This window comes from Kineosporiaceae bacterium SCSIO 59966 (assembly GCA_020881835.1).
Taxonomy (GTDB): domain Bacteria; phylum Actinomycetota; class Actinomycetes; order Actinomycetales; family SCSIO-59966; genus SCSIO-59966.
The window spans coordinates 1,092,293-1,114,284 of sequence record CP052876.1 but is presented as its reverse complement, the minus strand read 5'-3'; the positions used below and the strand labels follow the sequence as shown (position 1 = coordinate 1,114,284).

The 21,992-nt window shown below is 75.2% G+C and carries 20 protein-coding genes, 1 rRNA gene and 1 riboswitch; all 21 genes read right to left on the bottom strand.

The annotated features are described in order from the left end of the window. Positions 1 to 190: 190 nt before the first annotated feature. Positions 191 to 308: riboswitch (SAM riboswitch) on the bottom strand. A gap of 48 nt (positions 309 to 356) precedes the next feature. Then, positions 357 to 1,499, bottom strand: a complete 1,143-nt coding sequence (locus HJG43_05290) for a DUF4192 domain-containing protein (GenBank protein UER54055.1) — start codon at positions 1,497 to 1,499, stop codon at positions 357 to 359. Positions 1,500 to 1,618: 119 nt separating this feature from the next. After that, positions 1,619 to 2,005, bottom strand: coding sequence for a DUF1232 domain-containing protein (locus HJG43_05285; GenBank protein ID UER55735.1), 387 nt, complete (start codon positions 2,003 to 2,005; stop codon positions 1,619 to 1,621). Positions 2,006 to 2,128: 123 nt separating this feature from the next. After that, the gene (locus HJG43_05280; protein ID UER54054.1) at positions 2,129 to 2,914 is read right to left on the bottom strand and encodes a matrixin family metalloprotease; all 786 of its coding nucleotides are present in this window, start codon (positions 2,912 to 2,914) and stop codon (positions 2,129 to 2,131) included. Positions 2,915 to 3,026: 112 nt separating this feature from the next. Next, on the bottom strand, positions 3,027 to 3,677 hold the full coding sequence (locus HJG43_05275) for an EcsC family protein (GenBank protein ID UER54053.1): 651 nt from the start codon (positions 3,675 to 3,677) through the stop codon (positions 3,027 to 3,029). Between the two features lie 102 nt (positions 3,678 to 3,779). Beyond that, a complete protein-coding gene (locus HJG43_05270; GenBank protein UER55734.1) occupies positions 3,780 to 6,014 on the bottom strand; it encodes an LLM class flavin-dependent oxidoreductase in 2,235 nt (744 codons plus the stop codon). A 108-nt stretch (positions 6,015 to 6,122) separates the two neighbouring features. Then, on the bottom strand, positions 6,123 to 7,064 hold the full coding sequence (locus HJG43_05265; protein UER54052.1) for an LLM class flavin-dependent oxidoreductase: 942 nt from the start codon (positions 7,062 to 7,064) through the stop codon (positions 6,123 to 6,125). A gap of 73 nt (positions 7,065 to 7,137) precedes the next feature. Next, positions 7,138 to 7,701, bottom strand: coding sequence for an NUDIX hydrolase (locus HJG43_05260; GenBank protein ID UER55733.1), 564 nt, complete (start codon positions 7,699 to 7,701; stop codon positions 7,138 to 7,140). 122 nt (positions 7,702 to 7,823) lie between these two features. Continuing rightward, positions 7,824 to 9,536, bottom strand: coding sequence for a CTP synthase (locus HJG43_05255; protein UER55732.1), 1,713 nt, complete (start codon positions 9,534 to 9,536; stop codon positions 7,824 to 7,826). A gap of 33 nt (positions 9,537 to 9,569) precedes the next feature. After that, positions 9,570 to 10,748 (bottom strand): glycosyltransferase family 4 protein, encoded by a 1,179-nt coding sequence (locus tag HJG43_05250; GenBank protein ID UER54051.1) that lies wholly within the window; start codon positions 10,746 to 10,748, stop codon positions 9,570 to 9,572. Next, a complete protein-coding gene (locus HJG43_05245; protein ID UER54050.1) occupies positions 10,745 to 12,391 on the bottom strand; it encodes a virulence factor MviN in 1,647 nt (548 codons plus the stop codon). Before HJG43_05245 ends, HJG43_05250 begins: the two co-directional genes overlap by 4 nt. Then, entirely contained in the window at positions 12,388 to 13,230 is an 843-nt protein-coding gene (locus HJG43_05240) for a hypothetical protein (protein UER54049.1), read from the bottom strand. The genes HJG43_05245 and HJG43_05240 overlap by 4 nt, the downstream gene beginning before the upstream one ends. Next, positions 13,227 to 14,255: a copper transporter gene (locus tag HJG43_05235; GenBank protein ID UER54048.1), complete on the bottom strand. Its 1,029-nt coding sequence runs from the start codon at positions 14,253 to 14,255 to the stop codon at positions 13,227 to 13,229. The genes HJG43_05240 and HJG43_05235 overlap by 4 nt, the downstream gene beginning before the upstream one ends. Continuing rightward, on the bottom strand, positions 14,252 to 15,484 hold the full coding sequence (locus HJG43_05230) for a hypothetical protein (GenBank protein UER54047.1): 1,233 nt from the start codon (positions 15,482 to 15,484) through the stop codon (positions 14,252 to 14,254). Before HJG43_05230 ends, HJG43_05235 begins: the two co-directional genes overlap by 4 nt. A 39-nt stretch (positions 15,485 to 15,523) precedes the next feature. Then, positions 15,524 to 17,212 (bottom strand): DNA repair protein RecN, encoded by a 1,689-nt coding sequence (gene recN / locus HJG43_05225; GenBank protein UER55731.1) that lies wholly within the window; start codon positions 17,210 to 17,212, stop codon positions 15,524 to 15,526. A gap of 15 nt (positions 17,213 to 17,227) precedes the next feature. Next, positions 17,228 to 18,139 carry an NAD kinase gene (locus tag HJG43_05220; GenBank protein UER54046.1) on the bottom strand — a complete coding sequence of 304 codons (912 nt, stop codon included), beginning with the start codon at positions 18,137 to 18,139 and terminating at the stop codon, positions 17,228 to 17,230. Further along, positions 18,136 to 18,990, bottom strand: coding sequence for a TlyA family RNA methyltransferase (locus HJG43_05215; GenBank protein UER54045.1), 855 nt, complete (start codon positions 18,988 to 18,990; stop codon positions 18,136 to 18,138). The genes HJG43_05220 and HJG43_05215 overlap by 4 nt, the downstream gene beginning before the upstream one ends. Before the next feature lie 3 nt (positions 18,991 to 18,993). Continuing rightward, positions 18,994 to 19,221, bottom strand: a complete 228-nt coding sequence (locus HJG43_05210) for a hypothetical protein (protein ID UER54044.1) — start codon at positions 19,219 to 19,221, stop codon at positions 18,994 to 18,996. A gap of 10 nt (positions 19,222 to 19,231) precedes the next feature. Further along, the gene (locus HJG43_05205; protein UER54043.1) at positions 19,232 to 20,239 is read right to left on the bottom strand and encodes an HAD-IIA family hydrolase; all 1,008 of its coding nucleotides are present in this window, start codon (positions 20,237 to 20,239) and stop codon (positions 19,232 to 19,234) included. Continuing rightward, on the bottom strand, positions 20,236 to 20,655 hold the full coding sequence (locus tag HJG43_05200) for a tetratricopeptide repeat protein (protein ID UER54042.1): 420 nt from the start codon (positions 20,653 to 20,655) through the stop codon (positions 20,236 to 20,238). The genes HJG43_05205 and HJG43_05200 overlap by 4 nt, the downstream gene beginning before the upstream one ends. Before the next feature lie 90 nt (positions 20,656 to 20,745). After that, positions 20,746 to 21,540 carry a hypothetical protein gene (locus tag HJG43_05195; GenBank protein ID UER54041.1) on the bottom strand — a complete coding sequence of 265 codons (795 nt, stop codon included), beginning with the start codon at positions 21,538 to 21,540 and terminating at the stop codon, positions 20,746 to 20,748. A gap of 287 nt (positions 21,541 to 21,827) precedes the next feature. Next, positions 21,828 to 21,944, bottom strand: a 5S ribosomal RNA gene (gene rrf / locus HJG43_05190). Positions 21,945 to 21,992 lie beyond the last annotated feature (48 nt).

Here is a 21,992-nt window from a genome sequence, read left to right as displayed (position 1 = left end):
CACGGCACCGCAGCCGGTGTCGCGACGGAGAAGAGGGCTGTCAGCGGAGCCCGCGACGCGGTGTGGGACCGGTGGCACCGGGCCGACGTGGACGTCGCGAGCGAGCGCTCGAACGAGCGGTCGAGCGCTCAGCGACGCATTCGGTGGTGGTTCACGGCGACGGCCTCCCGGTCTCGTGGGGCCCGGCGCGGGCCCGCGCTTGCCAGTCGTCCGCAACGGACGGCCAGCCAGGTCATCACCCGGGGCACCCCACCGCGGTGGAGGGTTGCCGGCCAGCAAGCCGGGGCTTCGCGCTGGCGCTCATGACCTCGTGCGCAGGACTCTAGACGTGCGGTCCCGCTGGGTGACACCCCGTCTCAGCATGCGGGAGGCTCCGCCAGTCCTCCGGCCGGCTGCGCCCACGGCGGCGGGAGCCCGCGGTCCACGGCCACCCGGATCAGCTCACCGAGGGTGTCGCCGGGGTGCTCGGCCTCGAGCAGCTTGAGCACCTCGTCAGCCAGGACGCCGCGACCGGTCCACCAGGCCAGCCAGGCCAGCACGCCCATGGGCGCCCGCCTGTACCGGGGTGGGGCGAGGCGGACGAGCCGGCGCAGGTGCGCCTCGATCCGGGCGACCCGCTCGTGATCAGGATGCACCGGCGGCCCACCGATGGTCCCGGCGCCGCCGAACACCGCGTCGAGGGCGACGCCGACGTCGTGGTCGGGCAGCAGGGCGCCGTCGTCGCCGACCGAGAAGGCACTGCCGGTGGCCAGGCTCCGGGCCGCCTTCCGCGTCCCGGGCACGGCGGTGAGGATGACGGCGTCTCGCACCGCGGCGGTCTCCATGGCCTGCAGGACCTCAGCCACCTCCAGGGACGACGCCCGGTCCGGTTCCCGGTCGAGCATCCGCAGCCACGTGTCGAGCGCGGCGCCCCGGTGAGACGCATCCGCCACCGAACGGCCGGCCGGCGGTGCGTCCGCCAACCGGCCGGCGACGTCCCGGGCATCCGCGTCGGCGGCCGGCGTGAGGTCCGCGACCACGTCACAGCGCCGGTCGAGGAGGACCCGGCCGTCGAGGACGAGCTCGGCGGCGAGGGCGCCGTCCGCCAGCTCCTCGACCGGCCAGCCGTCCGGCGGGCAGCAGTCGTCGTCGCAGGTGAGACAGCGGTACCGGGTGCCACCGACGGCCCAGGCGTCGAGCAGCGGGACGCCGTCGACCGCGAGGCGCTCGCGGACGGCCGGCAGCAGGTCTGCAGGGAGGTCGTCGTCCGTGAACACGACGACAGCCACCGCGGCAGCCTGGCCGGTGCGGGCGACGAGCGCGACGGCGTCCGACTGGGCCTCGATCGCACCGGGGACGTCGTCCGGCACGAGGTCGAACCGCCCGACCGCGCCGACCCGGCGTCCTCCAGGGCCCAGACACAGCACCACCACGCTCTGTCGTGGCCGGTAGCCGACGGCGTACTGGGCGTAGACGATCAGGTCCCGGGGCTCGCTGGCCCGCCACACGGTGCGCTCCATGGCTCCACCGTGGTCGTCCGCCTCGCCGGCCGGACCGCGTCGGGCGGCGGCTGTGGATGGTACGACCGGTGGTCGGCCCTGTGGGGGACAAGCCGGCAGGGCCGGTCAGGACCGGCGCCTCAGCGCACGACCTCGCCGACGACGACGTCGGGGTGGGCGGCCGTCGTCCGGCCGTCACGGGCGGCCTCCCAGTCGAGGAAGGCGTCGACCTCGCTGAGCAGGGCACCGGCGAGCCAGGTCGCGACGAGGGCGTCGTCGGCGACACCGAGGAGCAGGAACACCGCCCCGGGGACGAGGTCCACCGGGGAGACGACGTACACGGCGGCGAGCGCCATCACAGCGAGCCGTCGCCGGTCCAGGCCTGGGTAGCGGCCGGTGAGACCGGCCCGCAGCATCCGCGGGACGGCGCGCAGCTGCTCGCCGAGACCGTGGCCGCTCGTCGCTCGGGCACGGGTCAGCGCACTCCACAGGGCCTTGAGCGCCGTGGCACGTCGCAGGCTCCGCACAGCCACCTCCGGTCCTCGGGCGCCGGCCGCCCGTCGCGATGGCGAACGTCCCCCGCGACCGCGGTGTTCCGGCCACCGCCCGGGGGAGCCCACCCCGGGCCGAAGCGCGCCCGGCCCCGCTGCTCAGAAGTCGGTCCGGCACGGACCCCCGGACACCGCCGCCAGTCCGCGCAGGTCACCGTCGGCGAAGTCGGTCACCAGCGGGGTGGTCGACGGGAACATCAGCTGGGAGCGGTCGTCGACGTGGTCGAGGCCGACCAGGTGACCCAGCTCGTGCAGCAGCACCGCACGGCTCCGAGCGAGTCCGGCGGCTCCGGCGGCGGCCTCGCCGAGCTGCGGGGAGTCGATCACCAGCTGACCGGTGACGTACCGCCGGGTGCCCGGCTCCGCGCCGTCCACGGCCTGCGGCCCGGCGTAGGCGGCGACGTCTCCCGCCAGCCGCGGGTGCTCGGACGGATCCGACCAGACGACGAGTACGGGCACCCAGCGGTCACCGTACCGCTCCGGCTGCACCGGTCGGCGGTCGTCGGCGGGCACCTCGTCGGTGACCCCTTCGCGAACGAACGAGAACCCAGTGACCCGCTGCACCTCGGCCAGCGCGGAGGTCAGCAGGTAGTCCGCTCCGGGCGGGGCAGCGCGGTCGTCGACGACGTAGCGGATGGGACGGCACGGGTCCCAGCGCACCGGCTCACCGGCGTCGGCGGCCAGGACGCGGAAACCGCCCTCCCCCGCCGGGGCGGGCGCCGGCGTGCCGAGCGGCACCGGGGACAGCCCGGCAGGCAGGGACGGGTGGCCGGACGGCGCGGCCGAGCCACCCGGCAGCAGCTCCGGCCGCAGCACGGTGAGGGTGACGACGGCGAGGACGGCCGCGGCCAGCGCCCCCACCAGGGGCCAGAACGCTGCCCTCACCGAGCGCACCCACCGGCGACACCCACCGCACGAGGCTCTGCCACACCGGCGTATCGGCACGCCGGCGGCGCCGGTTGACCGCTGTCGCCCACCCGGCGCAGCCGGCGGCTCGCTACACCTCGGCGAACTCCCGCTTCGCGGCGGTAGCGATCCGGCGCAGCAGGTAGGCGTCCAGGCCCGCTCCCGCGGCTCCGCCGACGAACGGGACCGCCCGGCCGAGACGGGCGACCCCCCGGGACACCAGCCGGCTCACCAGCCGGAACGCGATGCCCTTGTTCACCATCATCAGCACCGGGGCGGGCAGCCGACGCAGGGTGAGCCGCGCCACCCGGCCGCCCGGGGCGACGACCCCCGCCTTGGCGAGGATGTCGTCGGCGTCGCCGCCGACCAGCGTGACGAGCAGCGCCGTGCGCACCTGCGGCGCCTCCAGGTCGTGCCCGCGCAGGTGAGCGATCGCGGCCACCATCCGGGCAGCGACGACGTAGAAACCGACGACGTTCGCGGGCAGCGCGAACGGCATGGTGACGAGCCCGCCGAGCCCGGTGACGAACCCACCCGCGGCGGCCAGCCGGGTGTGCTCGGCCACGACGGCGTCGACCGCCTCCTCGACGGACCGCGACGCCGTCCGGGCCTCGTCAGCCACGTCCCGGGCTGGGTCGAACGGGCCGACCCCGCCGATGCCGAGGTCGATCAGCCGGTCCACCAGGGAGGCGGCCGCCTTGTCGAGCGTGGACGGGGAGCTCTTCTGCTGGTCTCGCGCCATGGGGGAATCCTGCCGGTGACGGGCCGGTACTGCTCGTCGAGGTCGCCGCCGCGACCGAGGAGCGACCGAGGAGCGACCGAGGAGCGCTGGCAGCTCTGCCCGTCACGGGCCCACGGGCTGGGGCGCGGGCTCGATGGCGAAGTTGTCGCGGAAGACGTTGTCGGGGTCGTAGCGGCGCTTGAGGGCGCGCAGCCGCTCCAGCGTGCCCGGCGGGTACGCGTCGCGGACACGCTCGGGACGGGTGTCGGTCTCGAAGCTGACGTACAGGCCGGTGAAGTGCCGGCGCATGGCGTCCCAGACGGGGTCCAGTCGGGCCCGGCTGGCTCCCATGACGACGACGTGGAAGTTCGCCGACCGGTGGGCGAAGGCGGTGGCACCAGGTGCGACGTCGGCCGTCGCACCGCCCATGGAACGGATCTGGAACCAGTAGGTCTCGCCACCGGCGATGAGGCGGGCGGCGTCGTCGGCGAACTCGGGAGTGAGGTGCTCGAGCAGCCCGCTGCGGCTGACGGGTTCACCCTGGCCGGCGTTCGCCCCCACGGGTGGCGTGACGATGCCGGCGTAGGGCGTGAGCTGGACCTGCTGGCCCAGCAGTGGCGCGATGCCGGCGAAGGGCTGAAGCCGGTCGAGGACGGTGTCGGGGTCCTCGGAGTCGATGACCGTCATGGTCTGGGCGATCACCCGCCCGCTCCTCGGGCGCCCGATGATGAGGAAGCTTGTCAGGTCGCGCGGGGAGGCCTCGACGGCGGCGCCCCACCTGCGCAGGAAGTCAGCGGTGTCGCTGGCGTCGTAGACGAGCTGGGCGAAGCCGACGTCGCCGACCTCGTCGACCTGGAACTCGAACGCGGTGACGACGCCGAAGGAGAACCCGGCCCCCCGCACGGCCCAGAACAGGTCGGGGTTCTCGCTCTCGCTGGCGCGGGTCACGGTGCCGTCGGCGAGGACGATCTCGACGCCGCGGACGTGGTCGATGGTCAGCCCGTGCTGGCGGCTCAGGAACCCGATGCCACCGGCGGTGGCCAGGCCTCCGACGCCGACGCCGCCGTAGTCGCCGGAGGTCAGCGCCCACCCGTGGGGCTGCAGGGCCTGGGCGACGTGCCCCCACCGCGCACCTGCTTCGATCCGCACGAGGCGGTTGGCCTCGTCGAGCACCTCGACCCGGTTCATCCGTGACAGGTCGATGACGATGCCGCCGTCATTGGTGGAGCGGCCCGAGATGCCGTGACCCCCGCTGCGGACGGACAGCGGCACGGGCTGCGTGCGGGCGAAGGCCAGCGCCTGGGCGACCTCGGTAGCGTCACTGACGCGAAGCACCAGACCTGGTGACCCGCCGCGCATGTAGCCCGACCGCACGGAGGGGTAGACGGCATCACCTGGTTCGACCGCGCCGTCGCGCAGGACGCTCGGGACGTGGTCGTAGTCGATGCCCTCCCGCCGCTGCGCCCGCACCCAGATGCTGGGCACCGTGCCGACCGAGGTGCCGCGCACGGCGCGCTCCGCGGCGACCGCCTCGCGCAGCGCAGGCGCGACCTCGCCGGCGAAACGGCGTATCGCCTCGGGGTCGTCGGAGGCGAGGACGATGATGCCGACGCCGTCCTCGATCACGCGCGGCAGCAGCTCCTCGACCCACTGCTGCGGTGGTCCGACGAGCAGCCCGCCGGTGGTCGCGGTGAAGCGTCCCGAGATGTTGACGACGCGGCGGATCTCGCGCGGGTCGCGGCCGGCGGCGGTCGCGGCGGCGTCGATGCGGGCGTTGCCAGCCGCCAGGCTGCCCAGACCAGTGGTGGCTCCAGGCGCGATCCAGCCGTCGGCCTGTTCACCGATGAGCCGCAGCATGCGCGGTCTGCCGCCACCGACCCAGACCGGGATGTTGTGTGCCGGTGCGGGGCCACGCTCAGCGCCCCGCACCCGATAGTGCTCTCCCACGTGGTCGAGCGGCGAGCGGGTGCCGGCGGCCCAGAGGCCACGGATGACCTGGATCGCCTCTGCCAGGGCGTCGACCGACTCTCCGGCACTGAGACGGGGCACGCCCATGGCCGCCATCGCCTCCCAGAAGAAGCCGGCCCCCAGGCCGAGGCCCACCCGGCCGCGGGACATCAGGTCCAGGCTGGCTGCCGCCCGGGCGATGACAGCCGGCGGACGCATGGGCACGTTCAGCACGCTGGCGGACAGGTGGACCCGGGTGGTTCTGGCGGCCACCCAGCTCAGCAGCGTCCAGGTGTCGTGGAACCGGGGCTGGTAGGGGTGGTCCTGGAAGGTGACCAGGTCGTAGCCGAGGTCCTCGCTGAGCACGGCGAGGTCGACGGGGGTGTGCGGGTGCTCGTTCGTCGGCGTGATGAACGTGCCGAGCTGCAGGGGGTGGCCGTAGTCCACGAACGTTCTCCTTCCCGTCCTCACACCTTCTCGTCCTCACGAGGACGACGCCGGGCAGTCTGCGGAGGCTTGTCAGCTTCCTTCGCCGAGCAGGCTCGAGCCCGCTGCGGGGCCCGACGCCGCGCGCTGCGTCGTCACCAGGTCGCGCAGGCCGGGAGCGACCTCCTGGGCGAAGACCGTCAGGGTGGATGGGTCGTCGCCCATGAGGATGTAGCCGCTGAAGCCGTACTGCAGGGTCAGGGCGGCGAGCTGGCGGACCCACTGCTCCGGCGGGCCCACGAGCAGCCGGTCACTCGCGTGCGCGGTGAACTGCCCGCCGATGTTGAGGAGGCGGCGCACGGCCCGCGGGGGTCGTCCCGCCTTCGTGGCCGCGGTGTCGATGACCGCGTTGGCGTCGGCGAGGTCCTGCAGGCTCTTGGTGTAGCTGAGCGACGGCAGCCAGCCGTCGGCCTGACGGCCGATGAGCCGCAGCATCCGGGGCTTGTAGGCGCCGACCCAGATCCCGATCTCGTGTGCCGGGGCGGGGCCCCGTTTGGCACCGTTGACCCGGTAGTAGGTGCCGTCGACGACGAACCGGTCACGGCTCTCGGTGTCCCACGTGCCGCGGATGATCTCGATGGCCTCGCTCAGCGCCTCGACGCTCTGACCGGGGCTGAGCCTGCGGCCGCCCATGGCCTCGATGGCGTCCCAGAAGCCACCGGCTCCCACGCCAAGCACGAACCGGCCACCGCTGAGCAGGTCCAGGCTCGCCGCCGCACGGGCGAGCACTGCCGGGGGCCGCAGCGGCAGGTTGGTGACGTTCGCTGCGACGTGGATCCGTTCGGTCTCGGCCGCGACCCAGCTCAGCAGCGTCCAGGTGTCCAGGAACGCCGGCTGGTACGGGTGGTCCTGAAAGGTGGCCAGGTCCAGACCGACCTGCTCACTGAGCTGTGCCAGGGCGACGACCTGGTCCGGCGCAGCGGCGATCGGGGTGATGAACGAGCCGAACAGCAGGTCGTGTCCGTAGTCGGGCATCCGTCCCTCCTTTCGTGAGTCCGACGCCAGCCGAAGGCCTGTCACCATCAGTCGACGCCATCGATCGGCTGGGTCAGCGGCCGGACGTGTGCCCCGGCCACGGCGCCTCCGCCGGGCGCAGCGTGGACCAGCCGGTGTCCCGTGCGGCGCAGGCGGCGAGCACCCCGGTCACCGCGGTCGGGTTGTGCAGGTCCCCGGCGAGGACGGCGTCGCGGGCGTCGTCCAGCGGCACCCAGGCGGCGACCAGGCCGGCCTCCTCGTGCACGCGCACGTGCCTCTCGGTGGCGGGTACCTCGGTGAGGTCGCGGGCCAGGTACACCCGGACCGTCTCGTCCATCCCGCCCGGTGAGCTGAACCAGTCGACGAGAACGTCCCAGCGGGCGGCCCGCAGGTCGGCCTCCTCCGCCAGCTCGCGACGGGCGGCCTCCAGCGGTGGCTCGCCGTCGACGTCCAGCAGGCCGGCGGGCAGCTCCCACAGCTCGCGGCGGACCGGGTGCCGGTACTGGCGCACCAGCAGCACCCGCCCGCCCTCGTCGAGGGCCAGGACGCCGACGGCACCGGGGTGCCGCACGTACTCGCGCTGGACGGTCCCGGCCGGGCCCAGGTCGACGGTGTCCCGGACGACGTCCCACACCATCCCGGTGAGGAGCGTCTCGCTGGTGAGCACCGGACGCCCGGCAGGCCGGTCCCGAAGTGCCGCCGGGTCGTCGGGGTGCTGGGAGCCAGGTAGACCACCGGACCCCGACGGCGCCACCTGGCTCACGAGACGACCGGCTCGCCGACGTCCACCTCGAGCAGACGACCCTCGCGCTGCCGGTCGACGGCGGCACCGATGAGGCCGCGGAACAACGGGTGGGCGCGGTCGGGGCGGGAGCGGAACTCGGGGTGCGCCTGGGTGGAGACGTAGTACGGGTGGACGTCGCGGGGCAGCTCGACGAACTCCACCAGCTCGCGGCCGGGACTGGTGCCGGAGAAGACCAGCCCCGCCTCCTCCAGCCGGCCGCGGTAGGCGTTGTTCACCTCGTAGCGGTGCCGGTGGCGCTCCTCCACCCGGGTGGCGCCGTACGCCTCAGCGACGACGGACCCCTCGACCAGCACGGCGGGGTACAGCCCGAGCCGCATCGTGCCACCGAGGTCGCCGTCGCCCTGGACGATCGCCTTCTGCTCGTCCATGGTCGCGATGACCGGGTGCTCGCACTCGGGGTCGAACTCCGAGGACGACGCCCCGGTCAGCCCCGCGACGTTGCGGGCGTACTCGATGACCATGCACTGCAGGCCCAGGCACAGCCCGAGAGTGGGGACCTTGTTCTCCCGAGCCCAGCGCAGGGCGCCGACCTTGCCCTCGATGCCGCGGACGCCGAAGCCGCCCGGCACGCAGACGGCGTCGACGCCCTCGAGCAGCCGCCGGGCACCCTCGGGGGTGTCGCACCCGTCCGAGGCGACCCAGCGGATGTCGACCTTCGCGTCGACGGCGAACCCGCCCGCGCGCAGCGCCTCGGTCACCGACAGGTAGGCGTCCGGCAGGTCGACGTACTTGCCGACGAGGGCGACCTCGACCCGGTGGGCGGGCCGGTGCACCCGGCGCAGCAGCTCGTCCCACCCGGTCCAGTCGACGTCCCGGAAGGGCAGGTTGAGCCGGCGGACGACGTAGGCGTCCAGGCCCTCGGAGTGCAGCACCTTGGGGATGTCGTAGATGGACGGCGCGTCGACGGCGGCCACGACGGCCTCCTCCTCCACGTCGCACATCAGCGCGATCTTGGCCTTGGTGGCGTCCGGGACGTCACGGTCGCAGCGCAGCACGATGGCGTCCGGCTGGATGCCGATGCTGCGCAGGGAGGCCACCGAGTGCTGGGTCGGCTTGGTCTTCAGCTCCCCGCTCGGGCCGATGAACGGCACCAGCGACACGTGCAGGAAGAACACGTTGTCCCGGCCGACCTCCTGGCGGACCTGCCGGGCGGCCTCGAGGAACGGCAGCGACTCGATGTCGCCGACGGTGCCACCGATCTCGGTGATGATCACGTCCGGGGCCACGCCGTCCCGGCCAGGGACCGCCTGGGCGCGCATCCGCGCCTTGATCTCGTTGGTGATGTGCGGGATGACCTGGACGGTGTCCCCCAGGTACTCCCCGCGCCGCTCGCGGGCGATGACGGTCAGGTAGACCTGGCCGGTGGTGACGTTCGCGGCCGCGTCGAGGTCGACGTCGAGGAACCGCTCGTAGTGGCCGATGTCGAGGTCGGTCTCCGCCCCGTCGTTGGTGACGAACACCTCGCCGTGCTGGAACGGGTTCATCGTGCCGGGGTCGACGTTGAGGTACGGGTCGAGCTTCTGCATCGAGACCCGCAGTCCCCTGGCGTGCAGCAGGTGACCGAGACTGGAGGCGGTGAGGCCCTTGCCGAGGGAGCTCGCCACCCCACCGGTGACGAAGATGTGCTGGGTGACCCCGGAGCCGCCCGACGGTGCACCCGACCTCATGGACCCCCGCGGGGTCGTCCGCTCCACCACGGGTTACCAGGCTAACAGCCGGGTGTAGCGGTCGGACCACTGCGCCACGACCTCCGCCTCGTCGGGCAGCTCGGCGAACCGGGCGCGTCCGGCGTGGCCCAGCCGGGCTCGTGCCGCGTCGTCGTCGAGCAGGGTCGCGACGGCGTCGGCGAGCGCCTCGGCGTCGCCGGGCGGGACGAGCATGCCGGCGTCGCCGACCAGCTCGGGCAGGCCGCCGACCGTGGGGACGACGACCGGCAGACCGACCGCCATCGCCTCCTGGACGACGAGGGCCCGCGCCTCCCAGGAGCTGGCCAGGGCGAGCACGTCGGCCAGTCCCATGAGCCGGACGACGTCGCGCCGGGCGCCGAGGAAGTGCACCGGGGCGCCGGTGGACACCACCTGGCGGCGCAGCGCTGCCAGCAGCGCCGGGTCGCCGTCCCCGACGACGAGCCACCGCAGGCCTGTCCGCCGGCGCAGCCGGGCGGCGGCCTCGACGACGACGGCGAGGTTCTTCTGCGGGGCGATCCGGGAGACGGTGAGCACGACCGGTCCGTCGGCCGGCTCACCGGCGACCTCCTCGTCCGGCTCCCCGGCGACCTCCTCGGCGACCTCCCTGGCCAGCTCCCGACGTCCCGCGGCCCGGTCGCCTGCCCACGGGCCGGCGGCAGGCGCGGCGACCGGGGCGGTGACCGCGGTGCGGGCACCGAGGGCGACGGCCCGGTCGGTGAGGTCCTGCGAGGCTCCGGCCAGCAGGTCGGCCCGGCGGGCCTGCAGGACCTCGCCGAGGGCCCGCAGGCGCCGCTGCCAGCCGCCGCCGAGCACGGCGTTGTGCCAGGAGACGACCACCGGCGGGCGGCGGCGACGCACCGTGGCGGCGAGCAGCACCGCCAGCAGCCCGGCCTGGTGGCCGTGGGCGTGGACGACGTCGACGCCGGCGACGAGCGAGCGCAGCCGCCGCAGACGGCCCACGGCGCCGCGGCGCCCGGGCCACACCAGGTGCACGTCCGGGCCCAGGTCGAACCGGGAGGCCGTCCGCGGGCTGGTCGCGACCACCGGGGTCCAGCCGTGCGCCGGCAACCCGGTGGCGAGGCTCTGGACGTGCGCGCCGATACCACCGGTGCTGTGCCCGACGAGCAGGAGCACCCGTCGACGTCCTCGCGTCGGCGGCTGCTCAGAGGGGACGGTCCGGTCGCCAGTCACGTGGTGTCCCTGCGGCGCAGCACCGCCAGCGTCCGGCGGGCCGTGGACCGGTCGCCGACAGCCACCCCGACAGCCGTCACCGCCAGGACGACGAGCCCCCCGGCCGCGCCGGCGGCGAGCGCGGCACCGACCGCAGCCGTCCCACCGCCAGAGCCCGGCGGCAGGACGAGGTCGACGACGACCCGACCGGCCCAGGCCGCGACGGCCCCGCAGCCGAGCAGGACGCCGAGCGTGCGGGGCACCCCGGCCAGAGCCGCGGGCCCGGCCGCGCGACGCAGCGCCCCGAGCAGCAGCACACCCGCGACCAGCATCCCGGCGCTCGTGCCTGCTGCCAGGCCGGTGACGGCGTCCCGCGGCGGCAGCACCCACAGGACGACCACCGCGGAGACGAGGACGACGCCGGCCCAGCCGGCCGCGGTGGCGAGCGCCGCCGCCCGGGCGCGGTGCAACGCATTGAGCGCCCGGCCGAGGTGCGCCACCAGGGAGAACCCGACGACGCCGGGAGCCATCGCCGTCAGCGCGGCCGTCATCACCGAGACGTCGGCCCGGTCCAGGGCCGAGAACACCGCGGTCACCGCCGGCGCGACCGCAGCCAGCCCCGCCGCGCCGGTGACGGCGACGAGCAGCAGCGCCCGCGTAGTACCGGCGGCCGCGACGGCGAACGCGTCCCGGGCCCCGGTGGCGGCGTGGTGCGCCAGCCGCGGAAAGGCCACCGTGGCCAGGGGGACGGCCAGCACGGCGTACGGGAGCAGGTAGACGGCCTGCACGTACTGGAAGACCGGCCACGCGCCCGTCCCGCCGCGGGAGTTCGCCAGCAGCAGGGTGACGACGACGGCGACCTGCTGGGCGAGCAGGGCGGCGAGCCCGGCGCCGGCCAGGGCACGTGCGCGACGGGCCACTCCCGGAGGGAAGGAGAGGGTGGGGCGCAGGCGGGTTCCGGTGCGCAGCACAGGCAGCAGCAGGGGGATGGTCAGCGCGGCGACGCCCGCGGTGGTGCCCCAGGCCAGGACGGCCTCGGCGGCGGGGGGCAGGGCGGCCGCGTCGTCCTGGCTGCCCTCGGCGAGGGCGGCGAAGGCGGCGTAGGCGGCGATGACGACGAGGCTCGACACGAGCGGAGCCATGGCCGGCCACAGGAAGCGCCGGTGCGCCTGCAGCACCCCGGTGAGCACGACCCCGACGCCGTACAGGAGCACCTGCGGGGCGAAGACGAGGAGCATCCGGGCGGCCAGGGCGGCCTGGGCCGTGCAGTCCTCGCCGCCGAGCAGGAGCCCGGTCAGCGGTCGAGCGAGCAGGGCCAGGAGGACCGCGGCCGGCAGCAGCAGGACCACCGCCCAGGTCAGCAGGGCGCTGGCGGTCCGGTCGACCTCCTCGTGGGCGCCGCGGGCCAGTGGGGAGGCGAGCAGCGGGACGACGGCGGCCGCCAGGGCGCCACCGGCGACGACCTCGTAGAGGACGTTGGGCAGCTGGTTGGCGGTCGCGTAGGCGGTTCCGACGCACTCGGCGTGCACGGTGCCGGAGAACACCAGCCACCGCCCGAAGCCGACGACCCGGGCGAGCAGGGTGACGACGGCGACGGCGGCCGCGCCCCCGATCAGGGTGCCGGCGAGCTGGCGCCGGGTGAGTGCGCCGCCGGGGTGGCTCACGCCCGGCGGCCCAGCCGGTCGAGGGCGTCCAGGACGGGTGTCCGCTCGATCACTCTGGTGAAGCTGACCCGTTCACTGGCCAGAGTCAGACCGGTGAGCCCGGCGAGCAACCCTGCCCGGGTCAGGGCGCCGGTCCGCCCGGCGTCCGCCGTCGCGGCGACCGCGGCGCAGCCCAGCAGGGCACCGGCCGCGTTGGCTCCGGTGTCACCGAGCATGGCCCGCTCGCCCAGGTCCTCCGCGACGAGGGCAGCAGCGGCCCCCGCGCCGGCCGCCAGCAGGGTGCCGCCGGGGCCGGCGGTGAGCGCCAGGGCGGCCGGCAGCAGGGACACCTTGAGCGCCCGGCCCGGCCGCAGGTCCAGCAGGTTGAGCAGGTTGGCGGTGCCGGCGACGACACCGCCGGCGACGACGACGTCCAGCACGCCCGCGGCCCCCGGCCTGCGCCGCCCCAGCACGGTGGCGGCCGCGGCCAGGCCGGCCGCGCCGATGCCGCCCACCTTGACCGCGCCGGTGGTGACACGGCCGCGGGCCAGGGCGCCGAGGTGCCCCCGCAGCCCCTTGTCGGTGCCGGTGCCGACGAGGTCGTCGAGCGCGCCCAGGACCGCCGCGGACCCCACCGCGACAGCGGCACCGGCCCGGACCCGCCGCGGCAAACCGGGCGCTGCCAGCACCCCGGTCAAGGCGCCCAGCGCGTACGCGGGACCCTCGAGCAGGGTCACCGGCTCCCCCCGGTGGTTGGTGCGCTGCCAGCGCTGGGTTCCTCCAGGGGCCACCCGGGTCAGGACCGCCCACGCGGTCCGGGCACCTGCCGCCGCGGCCAGCGCGGCCCGCACCGGGCTCACGGGGTGCCGTCGTCCGGGTCGTCGGTGGGGACGTCGGTGGGCACCTCAGTGCCGGCGTCCGCGGGGGCAGGCAGGTCCACCGGTTCCGGGACGACCGCATCGGCGCCGGACGCCACCCCGTAGTGGCCCTGCCCGCCGGCCAGCTGCTCGCGCAAGGCCAGGGCCGCGACGACCCGGCCCATCGGGGTGTCGACGGCGTCGGACGTGGAGACCCCGTCGGGGACCCCCTCCTGCCGGACGACACCCACCAGCCCGGTGTCACCGGCGGCCTCCACCGGCCCGGCGAGCACGGCGCCGGCCGAGCGGGCGTCCGCCTCGGCGAGCAGTGCCAACCACGGCTCGGAGTCCTCGACCGCCGCGGCGGAGGCCTCGTCGTCCTCGCCCGCCGGTGGTGCGCCGGTCACGACGAGGACGACGTCGGCCTGCTGGACGACGTCCCCGTCGACGGCGACGAGCCCTCCGCTGCGCAGACCCTCGACCGCCGTCTCGGCCTCGGCCGTGGCGTCCGGGGCCCCGTCGGCGGGAGCCGACACGGCCCAGGCCAGGACGGCGGCGAGGTCACCCTGGGTGCCGCCGGCCGCCTCAGGCGCCGGGTCCACGAAGGGCAGCAGCTGACCGACGAGGCTGCGGCGGAACGCCTGCTCGCCCGGGTCGGTCCACGCCGACAGCACGCTGACGAGGCCGGGGACGTCGGCGCCGGCGACCTCCAGCTCGTCGGCGAGCAGGTCCACCGCCTCCCGGCCGGCGCTGGGCAGTGCGACGACGACGACGCTCCGCCCGGTCAGCTGCCCGGCCAGCAGCCGCGGCGCGGTGGCGGCGACGTACTGGTCCCGCTGCCGGATCTGCTCGTCCCGGTTGCCTACGGCCAGCTGGAGGTTCTCCTTGTCCTGCCGCAGCGCCTCCACCTGGTTGGTCAGCTGGTCGCCGATGGACTCGCGCAGCGGACCCGCACCGAGCACCACGCCGATGGCCAGCGCCAGGAACACCGACACGAGGGAGACGAGGTGGTACCTGAAGTCGATCACGGCTGCCCCACCACCTCCTGCCCGGGACCGAACAGCCCCGTGAACCAGTCCCGCACCACGATCACGGCGTCGTTGACCCAACCCCACGCGATCGCGTAGAACGCCTGGCCCGCGGTGGTGGCCGCCAGGGCGACACCGAGGGCCAGCAGGCCGGACAGGACGAGCAGCCCCAGCTGGAGGTTGGAGATGCGCTGCCGGTAGAGCCGGGAGACGCCCTTGGCGTCGACGAGCTTGCCGCCGACCCGCAGCCGGGTCAGGAACGTGCTCGCCATCCCGGCGCGGCCCTTGTCGAGGAACTCCACCAGCGTGGCGTGGGTGCCGACGGCGACGATGAGCTCGGCGCCCTTGTCGTCGGCGAGCAGCATGGCGACGTCCTCGCTCGTACCCGTCGCGGGGAAGACGACCGGGTCCACGCCCAGGCTGCGGACCCGGTCGAGGCCAGGAGCACGACCGTCCCGGTAGGCGTGCACGACCACCTCGGCCCCGCAGGTCAGCGCCCGGTCGGAGACCGAGTCCATGTCCCCCACGATCATGTCCGGGCGGTGGCCGGCCGCGAGCACGGCGTCCGCCCCGCCGTCCACTCCGATGATCACGGGTCGGTACTCGCGGATGTAGGGCCGCAAGGTCAGCAGGTCCTCCTGGTAGTGGTAGCCGCGGACGACGACCAGCGCGTGACGGCCCTCGAAGCGGGTACGTACGTCCGGGACGCCGATCCCGTCCAGGAGCAGGTCCCGCTCCTTGCGGAGGTACTCCATCGTGTTGGTGGCGAACGACTCCAGCTGGACGGAGAGCCCGGCGCGGGCGTCCTCCATCGCAGCGGCGACCGACTCCTCGGTGAGCTCCTGCCCCCGGGCGACCTCGATCTCCTCGGCTCCGCGAACCAGCAGGACACGTCCCTCGTGGACGCGTACCCGCCGCCCCTCCTCGATCTGCGACATCACGGCCGGCCCGGCGGCGTCGACGAGCGTGACGCCGGCACCGACGAGGATGCCGGGGCCCATGTTCGGGTAGCGCCCGGAGGTGCTCGGCGCCGCGTTGACGACGGCGGCCGGACGGCAGGCGAGGAGCGCCTCCGCGGACACCTTGTCGATGTCCATGTGGTCGATGACGGCGATCTCACCGGGCCGCAACCTCTTGGTGAGGTCCTTGGTCCGCGGGTCCACGCGTGCGATCCCGCTCACCCCGGGCAGGGCCTCGGGCTTGCGTCGGCGGCTGAGAAGGTTGCGCATATCGGGCCCGATGCTCCCACGACCTGGGGCGGGAGCGGGTCAGGCGGCGCCGTCCCGGGCGGCGGCGAGCAGCTCCTCGGCGTGCGCCCGTGCGGTGTCGGAACCCTCCTGCCCGGCGAGCATCCGGGCCAGCTCGCGGACCCGGGCGGTGTCGTCGAGGTCGGCGACGAGGCTCGAGGTGACCTGGCCGTCGTCGTCCTTGGCGACGAGCAGGTGGCGGTCGGCGAACGCGGCCACCTGGGGCAGGTGGGTGACGACGATCACCTGGGAGGTGCGGGCGAGGCGGGCCAGGCGACGTCCGACCTCGACCGCGGCCCTCCCCCCGACGCCGACGTCCACCTCGTCGAACACGAAGGTGGGCACCGGGTCGGCGCCGGCGAGCACCACCTCGAGGGCGAGCATGACCCGGGACAGCTCGCCGCCGGACGCGCCGCGGGACACCGGTCGGGGTTCGGCGCCGGTGTGCGGGGCGAGCAGCAAGGTGACGTCGTCCCCGCCGTGCGGCCCCAGCTCCTCCCGGCGGCGGACGTCGACGGTGAGCCGGGCGTGCGGCATGGCTAGCTCGACCAGCTCGGCGGTGACGGCCGCCGCCAGGCGGTGCCCGGCCCGGGCCCTGGCCGCGTGCAGGGCGGCGGCGAGGTCACCGAGGCGCCGGTCGAGCCCGGCCAGCTCCTCCCGAAGCGTCTCGACCCGCTCGTCGTCCCCCTCGAGCTCGGCGTGCCGGCGGGCGGCGTCGTGGGCCCAGGCCAGCACGGCGTCGGCGTCCTGGCCGTACTTGCGGGTCAGGGCGCCGAGGGCGGCGCGACGCTCCTCCACGCCGGCCAGGCGCATCGGGTCGGCCTCGACCGACTCGGCGTACGAGCTGAGCTCGGTGGCGACGTCCGCGGCGAGGTACCCGATCTCGGCGAGCCGGTCGGCGAGCCGGGCCAGGGCCGGGTCGTGCTCCCGGACGCCGTCGAGCAGGCGGCGGGCCGCGTCGAGCAGGCCAGCGGCGTCCGGGCCGGGCTCGGGCAGGGTCGGGTCGCCCAGCAGTGCGGCGTGAGCGCCGGCCGCGGCGGCGCGCAGATCCTCGGCGTGGGTGAGCCGGTGCCACTCGGCGAGCAGGTCGGCGTCCTCACCGGGCTGCGGGTCGACGGCCTCGATCTCCTCGAGCCCGAGCCGCAGCAGGTCTGCCTCCTGGCGGCGCTCGCGAGCTCGCGTCGTGAGCTCGTCAAGCTCGGCGCGCACCGCGGCGGCACGGGCGTAGGCGTCCCGGTAGTCGGCGAGCAGGCCGGCCACCTCCTCGCCGGCGTACCGGTCGACGGCCTCTCGCTGCCGGGCGGGGCTGCGCAGCAGCACCTGCTCGGACTGTCCGTGGACGGCGACGAGGTCATCGGCCAGCTCGGCGAGCACGCCCACCGGCACCGACCGGCCGCCGAGGTGCGCCCGGCTACGCCCGGACCCGGCGACGGTCCGGACGACGATCAGCGCGTCGTCGTCGAGGTCGGCCCCGGCCTCCCGGGCGCGAGCGGCGACCGGACCCTGCGGGTCGACGACGAACCGGCCCTCCACGGCCGCGCTGGACGTGCCGCTGCGCACCGTCCCGGCGTCCGCCCGGGCCCCGAGGAGCAGGCCGAGCGCGGTGACCACCATCGTCTTGCCGGCGCCGGTCTCGCCGGTCAGCACGGTGAGGCCGGGACCGAGCTCCAGGACGGCCTCGTCGATGACTCCCAGGGAGCGGATCCGCATCTCCTCGAGCACGTCTCAGCCCTCCTGCACCGGGCCGCGCCAGCCGGTCACCGGCAGCTGGAACTTCGCCACCAGCCGGTCGGTGAACGGACCGGTGACGAGCCGGGCCAGCCGGATCGGGCGGCTACCGCGACGCACCTCGATCCGGGCGCCGGGCGGCAGCTCCACGGTGCGCCGTCCGTCGCACCACAGGACGCCGCCCACCGGGCTGCGGTTGACGACCTCGACCGCCAGCACGGAGCTCGGGGCGACCACCAGGGGGCGGGCGAAGAGGGCGTGCGCCGAGATCGGCACCATCAGCAGCGCCTCGACCTCCGGCCAGACCACGGGCCCTCCGGCGGAGAAGGCGTAGGCGGTGGAGCCGGTCGGGCTGGCCATGACGACCCCGTCGGCGCCGAAGGTCGACACCGGACGCCCGTCGACCTCGGTGGCCACCTCGATCATGCGCTCCCGGTTGGCCTTCTCCACCGACGCCTCGTTGACCGCCCACGTCTCGGCCAGCAGCCGCTCCCCCAGGCGCACCGTGACGTCCAGGGTCATCCGCTCCTCGACCATGTAGTCACCGGCCGCGACCCGGCGAACGGTGTCGTAGAGGTCGTCCGGCTCGATCTCGGCCAGGAAGCCGACGTGCCCGAGGTTGACCCCCAGCAGCGGGACGGGGTGCTCGCGAACGACCTCGGCAGCCCGCAGCACGGTGCCGTCCCCGCCGAGCACGACGACGAGCTCGAGCCCGAGGTCGACGTCCGGTCCGAGGCCCTCGACCCGGGTCGCCTGCTCGGTGCCGGGGACCTCGTCCGCCTCCTGCGCGAGCATGACCGGCTCCAGTCCGGCGTCGGCGAGACGCCGGACCAGGTCCGCGGTGGCGGTGCGGGCGGCGGGACGGCCGGTGTGGGTGAGCAGCAGCACGCGCCGGGTGGTCCCGCTCACCGGGCACCCGCCCCGCTGGGCCCCTCGGCCACCGCCCGGTCGACGAGCGCGGCGACCCGGGACCGCTCCGGCTGGTCCCAGCGCAGTACTGCCCCAGGGTCGTCCGCGGCCCGGGTGAGGTGCAGGAAGTACTCGACGTTGCCGCTGGGACCGGGCAGCGGACTGGCCACGACGCCGTGCACCCGCAGACCCTCGGCGGCGGCGGCCGCGGCCACGTCGCGCACCGCCTCGGCACGAAGCTCAGGCTGCCGGACGACCCCGCCGGCTCCCAGCCTTTCGCGGCCTACCTCGAACTGGGGCTTGACCATGAGCACCCAGTCGGCGTCCGCCGTGGCACAGCGGGCCAGGGCGGGCAGCACCAGCCGCAGGGAGATGAACGACAGGTCCGCGACCACGAGCCCGGGGGCGGGAGCCACCTGGTCGGGGGTCAGCTCCCGCACGTTGGTCCTGTCCAGGACGGTGACCCTGGGGTCCTGCCGCAGCGACCATGCCAGCTGGCCGTACCCGACGTCCACGCACACCACGTGCTCGGCGCCGCGACGCAGGAGGACGTCGGTGAAGCCACCGGTCGACGCGCCGGCGTCGAGGCACCGTCGGCCCTTCACGACGACGCCGTCGAACGCGTCGAGCGCGCCGGCGAGCTTGTGCGCACCCCTGCTGACGTACGCAGGGCCGGCGGCGGCGTCGGCGACCTCGATGGCGGCGCCGAGCTCGACCTGAGTGGCGGGCTTGGCCGCCGTCCGCCCGGCCACGGCGACCCGTCCCGCAGCGACCAGCTCACCGGCGTGCTGGCGGGAGCGCGCGAGCCCCCGCCGCACGAGCTCCGCGTCCAGCCGCTGCCGTCGCGCCACTGCTCACTCCACCGCCGCGGACAGTCGCTGCTGCAGCGCCTCGTGCACCGCGACGAGCTCGGGCAGCTGCTCGGCGGCGGGGGCGCGCGGGTCCAGCGCGGCCAGCCGGCGCACGGCGGCGTCCACGTCGGGGTCACCGGTCCGGAGGACCGACGGGTCAGTGGCTGGCTCCGCTGCGGGAGACGGTCTCGTGCGGTCTGCTGCGGCGTCCGGCTGGTTGTCGTCGTGCACGGCGGTCACGCTACCGCCGGGTGGTGACGACGTCCCGCAGCTGATCGGCGACCTCGGTGAGGTCCGGGCCCCGGCCGTGGTCACGGGCGTCCCAGACCGCGGCGGCCGCGGCGCACAGCATCTGCACGTCGTCGTCGCCGGCCCGGACCTGGAGGCGGCCGTCGTGGAGACGGACCTGCGCCGTCCCGCTCACCCACCAGCCGCCCTCGGGCGCCCGGGGAACCACCCGTGGCGGCTCGAGCAGGCAGCGCAGGTCGGCGCCGACGAGGTCCGGCCGCTCGAGCGGGCCGGCGGCGAGCAGGTCCTCCGGCCGGGTCACCCCGGTGAGCACGAGCAGCGAGCGCATCCCGGCGGCCCGCGCTCCGGCCACGTCGGTGTCGAGTCGGTCCCCGACGACCAGCGGCGAGTGGGCTCCCCGGGCCGCGACCTGGAACAACGTGGGCTGCGGCTTGCCGGCGACGAGCGGCTCGGCTCCCGTGGCGGTCCGGACGGCGGCGACGAGAGCACCGTTGCCGGGCGCGGGACCCCGCTCGGTGGGCAGGGTGGGGTCCACGTTGGTGGCCACCCATCTGGCCCCGGCGCGCACCGCCAGGGCCGCCTCCGTCAGCTGCCGCCACCCGACGTCCGGGCCGTACCCCTGGACCACGGCCACGGGCCGGTCGTCGGCCGAGGAGACGACGTCCAGACCCGCTGCGGTCAGCGCGTCGGCGACGCCGGGTCCACCTACGGCCAGGACGGGCCCTGCGTCGCCGAGCGTGTCGGTGACGAGCCGGGCAGCAGCCTGCGAGGACGTGACGACCTGGTCCGTCTCGGCGGGCACGCCGAGTGAACGCAGGTGCCCGGCCACCTGAGCCGGCGTGCGGGAGGCGTTGTTCGTGGCGTAGCGCAGCGCGGTGCCGGCCCTGTGCACCGCGGTGAGCGTCTCGACGGCTCCGGCCACGGCCTCGGCGCCGACGTAGACCACCCCGTCGAGGTCGAGGACGAGCAGGTCGTGCTCGTCGACCAGCACGCCGCTCACCGGTCGGCGAGACCTGCGTCCCGCCGGGCGGTCAGCGTCGCCCGCACCTGCCGGAGCCGGTCGGCGTACTCGCGGCGGTCGGGGCGCATCGCGACCGCCAGCGCCAGGTGCTCGGCCGCCTCCTCGAACCGGTTGAGCCGGGCCAGCGCGGAGCCGAGGCCGAACCGGGCGTAGTCCGCGTCGGGGTTGCGCTCGACGAGCCGGGCGAAGGTGGCTGCGGCGTCGTCGTAGCGGGCTGCCGCGAACTGTGCCCGGCCGAGGGTCTCCAGCACCATGGCGGAACCCGGCTCGGACTCGGCCGCGTGCTGCAGGACGGTGGCTGCCGCCGCGGCGTGCCCGTCCTGGAGGAGCTGCGTTCCTCGCCGCAGCCACTCGTAGGGGCCGCCCTCGGGCTGACCTGGGGATGTCTCCGGCATGTCTCCAGACCGTACGGTGCCACCCGTCGGGCTGCGAACCCGGACCCGGATCCCCGAGGGGCACAGCCTCCCGGCGGCTGAGCGGGCGGTTCAGTCCTCGAGCAGGTCCACGATGGTCTCGCCCGGCTCCGGGACCACACGACCGAGTCGTTCCGCGGCCCCGGTCTCGCCCGCGTCGTCCGCGTCCGCCGCCCGCTCCAGCCAGTCGCGAGCCTCTGCCGGGCGCCCCGCGGCCTCGAGGGCATCGGCCAGCACGGACCACACTCGGGCACGCCACGGGACGGCCCTGGCCTGGGCCCGCTGGGCCAGGGGCTGCAGCAGCACGACGGCCGCCGCCGGGTTACCCATGTCCATCCGGGCACCGGCCGCGACGAGGCGCATCTCCACCTGGCCTTCCTCGTCCAGTGCGGCGACCTCGGACGATGCGGCGAGCTCCAGTGCGCGCTCGGGCCGGCCGAGGCCACGCTCGCAGTCGGCCATCACCGGCAGCAGCGACTGGTCGCCGGTCAGGCGCCGCACCGTCCGCAGCTCGCGCAGCGCCTCGTCGTAGTGGCCGGCCCGGTAAGCGGCGAGACCGGCGGCCTCCCGGACGACACCGAGCCGTCCGGCCCGCCGTCTGGCGGCCTGGGCGTGCTCCCAGGCGGAGACCGGGTCGACGTCGAGCAGCCGCGCCACCATCACGAGGTGCCGGGCCACCTTCTCGGCACCCTCCTTGCTGAGGGAGCGCAGGTCTCTGCGGACACCGGCGTCCAGCTCCTCGCCGGTGACGTCCGCGGGTAGAGGCGGGTCCTGCGGTCGCGGGGTGACGTCCTGGTCTGGTCGCCCGGGCCGCCGCTCGCCACGCGATCGGGCCGAAGTGGCCGACGTGACCCCATCGGTTCGCACCCTGCGGTCGCCCAGGCCCGGGCCCTCACGCCGGTCCGGGCGGGCCGACACGTCCCCACGCCGGGGACGTTCGCGGCGCCCGGGACGTCCCCCCTGCCCTGCGCCTGCGTCCTGCCGTCGCGGACCGCCGCCCTGCGACCCCCCGGCCGCAGAAGCGCCGGGGCGGCGGCGGCCGCGCGGTCCACCAGAGGTCGGGTGCTCGGCCATGTGGGCTCCTGTGGACGTGGCTGAAGATGCGGATGACGGTCACCCCCGGGTGTGGGGGTGACCGTCATCGTGTGGGTGTTGTCCGGCGGTGTCCTACTCTCCCACGCGGTCTCCCGCGCAGTACCATCGGCGCTGTCGGGCTTAGCTTCCGGGTTCGGAATGGGACCGGGCGTTTCCCCGACGCTATGGCCGCCGGAACTCTATGGAGATGTCGTTCGGTGGTGGGCCGACCGTATCTCGGGAAC

Bases quoted from the DNA above. Each gene is read 5' to 3' on its own strand.
- HJG43_05275 (UER54053.1), bottom strand. From the start codon at position 3,677: ATGGCGCGAGACCAGCAGAAGAGCTCCCCGTCCACGCTCGACAAGGCG.
- HJG43_05230 (UER54047.1), bottom strand. From the start codon at position 15,484: ATGCGCAACCTTCTCAGCCGCCGACGCAAGCCCGAGGCCCTGCCCGGG.
- recN (UER55731.1), bottom strand. From the start codon at position 17,212: ATGCGGATCCGCTCCCTGGGAGTCATCGACGAGGCCGTCCTGGAGCTC.
- HJG43_05200 (UER54042.1), bottom strand. From the start codon at position 20,655: ATGCCGGAGACATCCCCAGGTCAGCCCGAGGGCGGCCCCTACGAGTGG.
- HJG43_05265 (UER54052.1), bottom strand. From the start codon at position 7,064: ATGCCCGACTACGGACACGACCTGCTGTTCGGCTCGTTCATCACCCCG.
- HJG43_05290 (UER54055.1), bottom strand. From the start codon at position 1,499: ATGGAGCGCACCGTGTGGCGGGCCAGCGAGCCCCGGGACCTGATCGTC.
- HJG43_05260 (UER55733.1), bottom strand. From the start codon at position 7,701: ATGGTGTGGGACGTCGTCCGGGACACCGTCGACCTGGGCCCGGCCGGG.
- HJG43_05255 (UER55732.1), bottom strand. From the start codon at position 9,536: ATGAGGTCGGGTGCACCGTCGGGCGGCTCCGGGGTCACCCAGCACATC.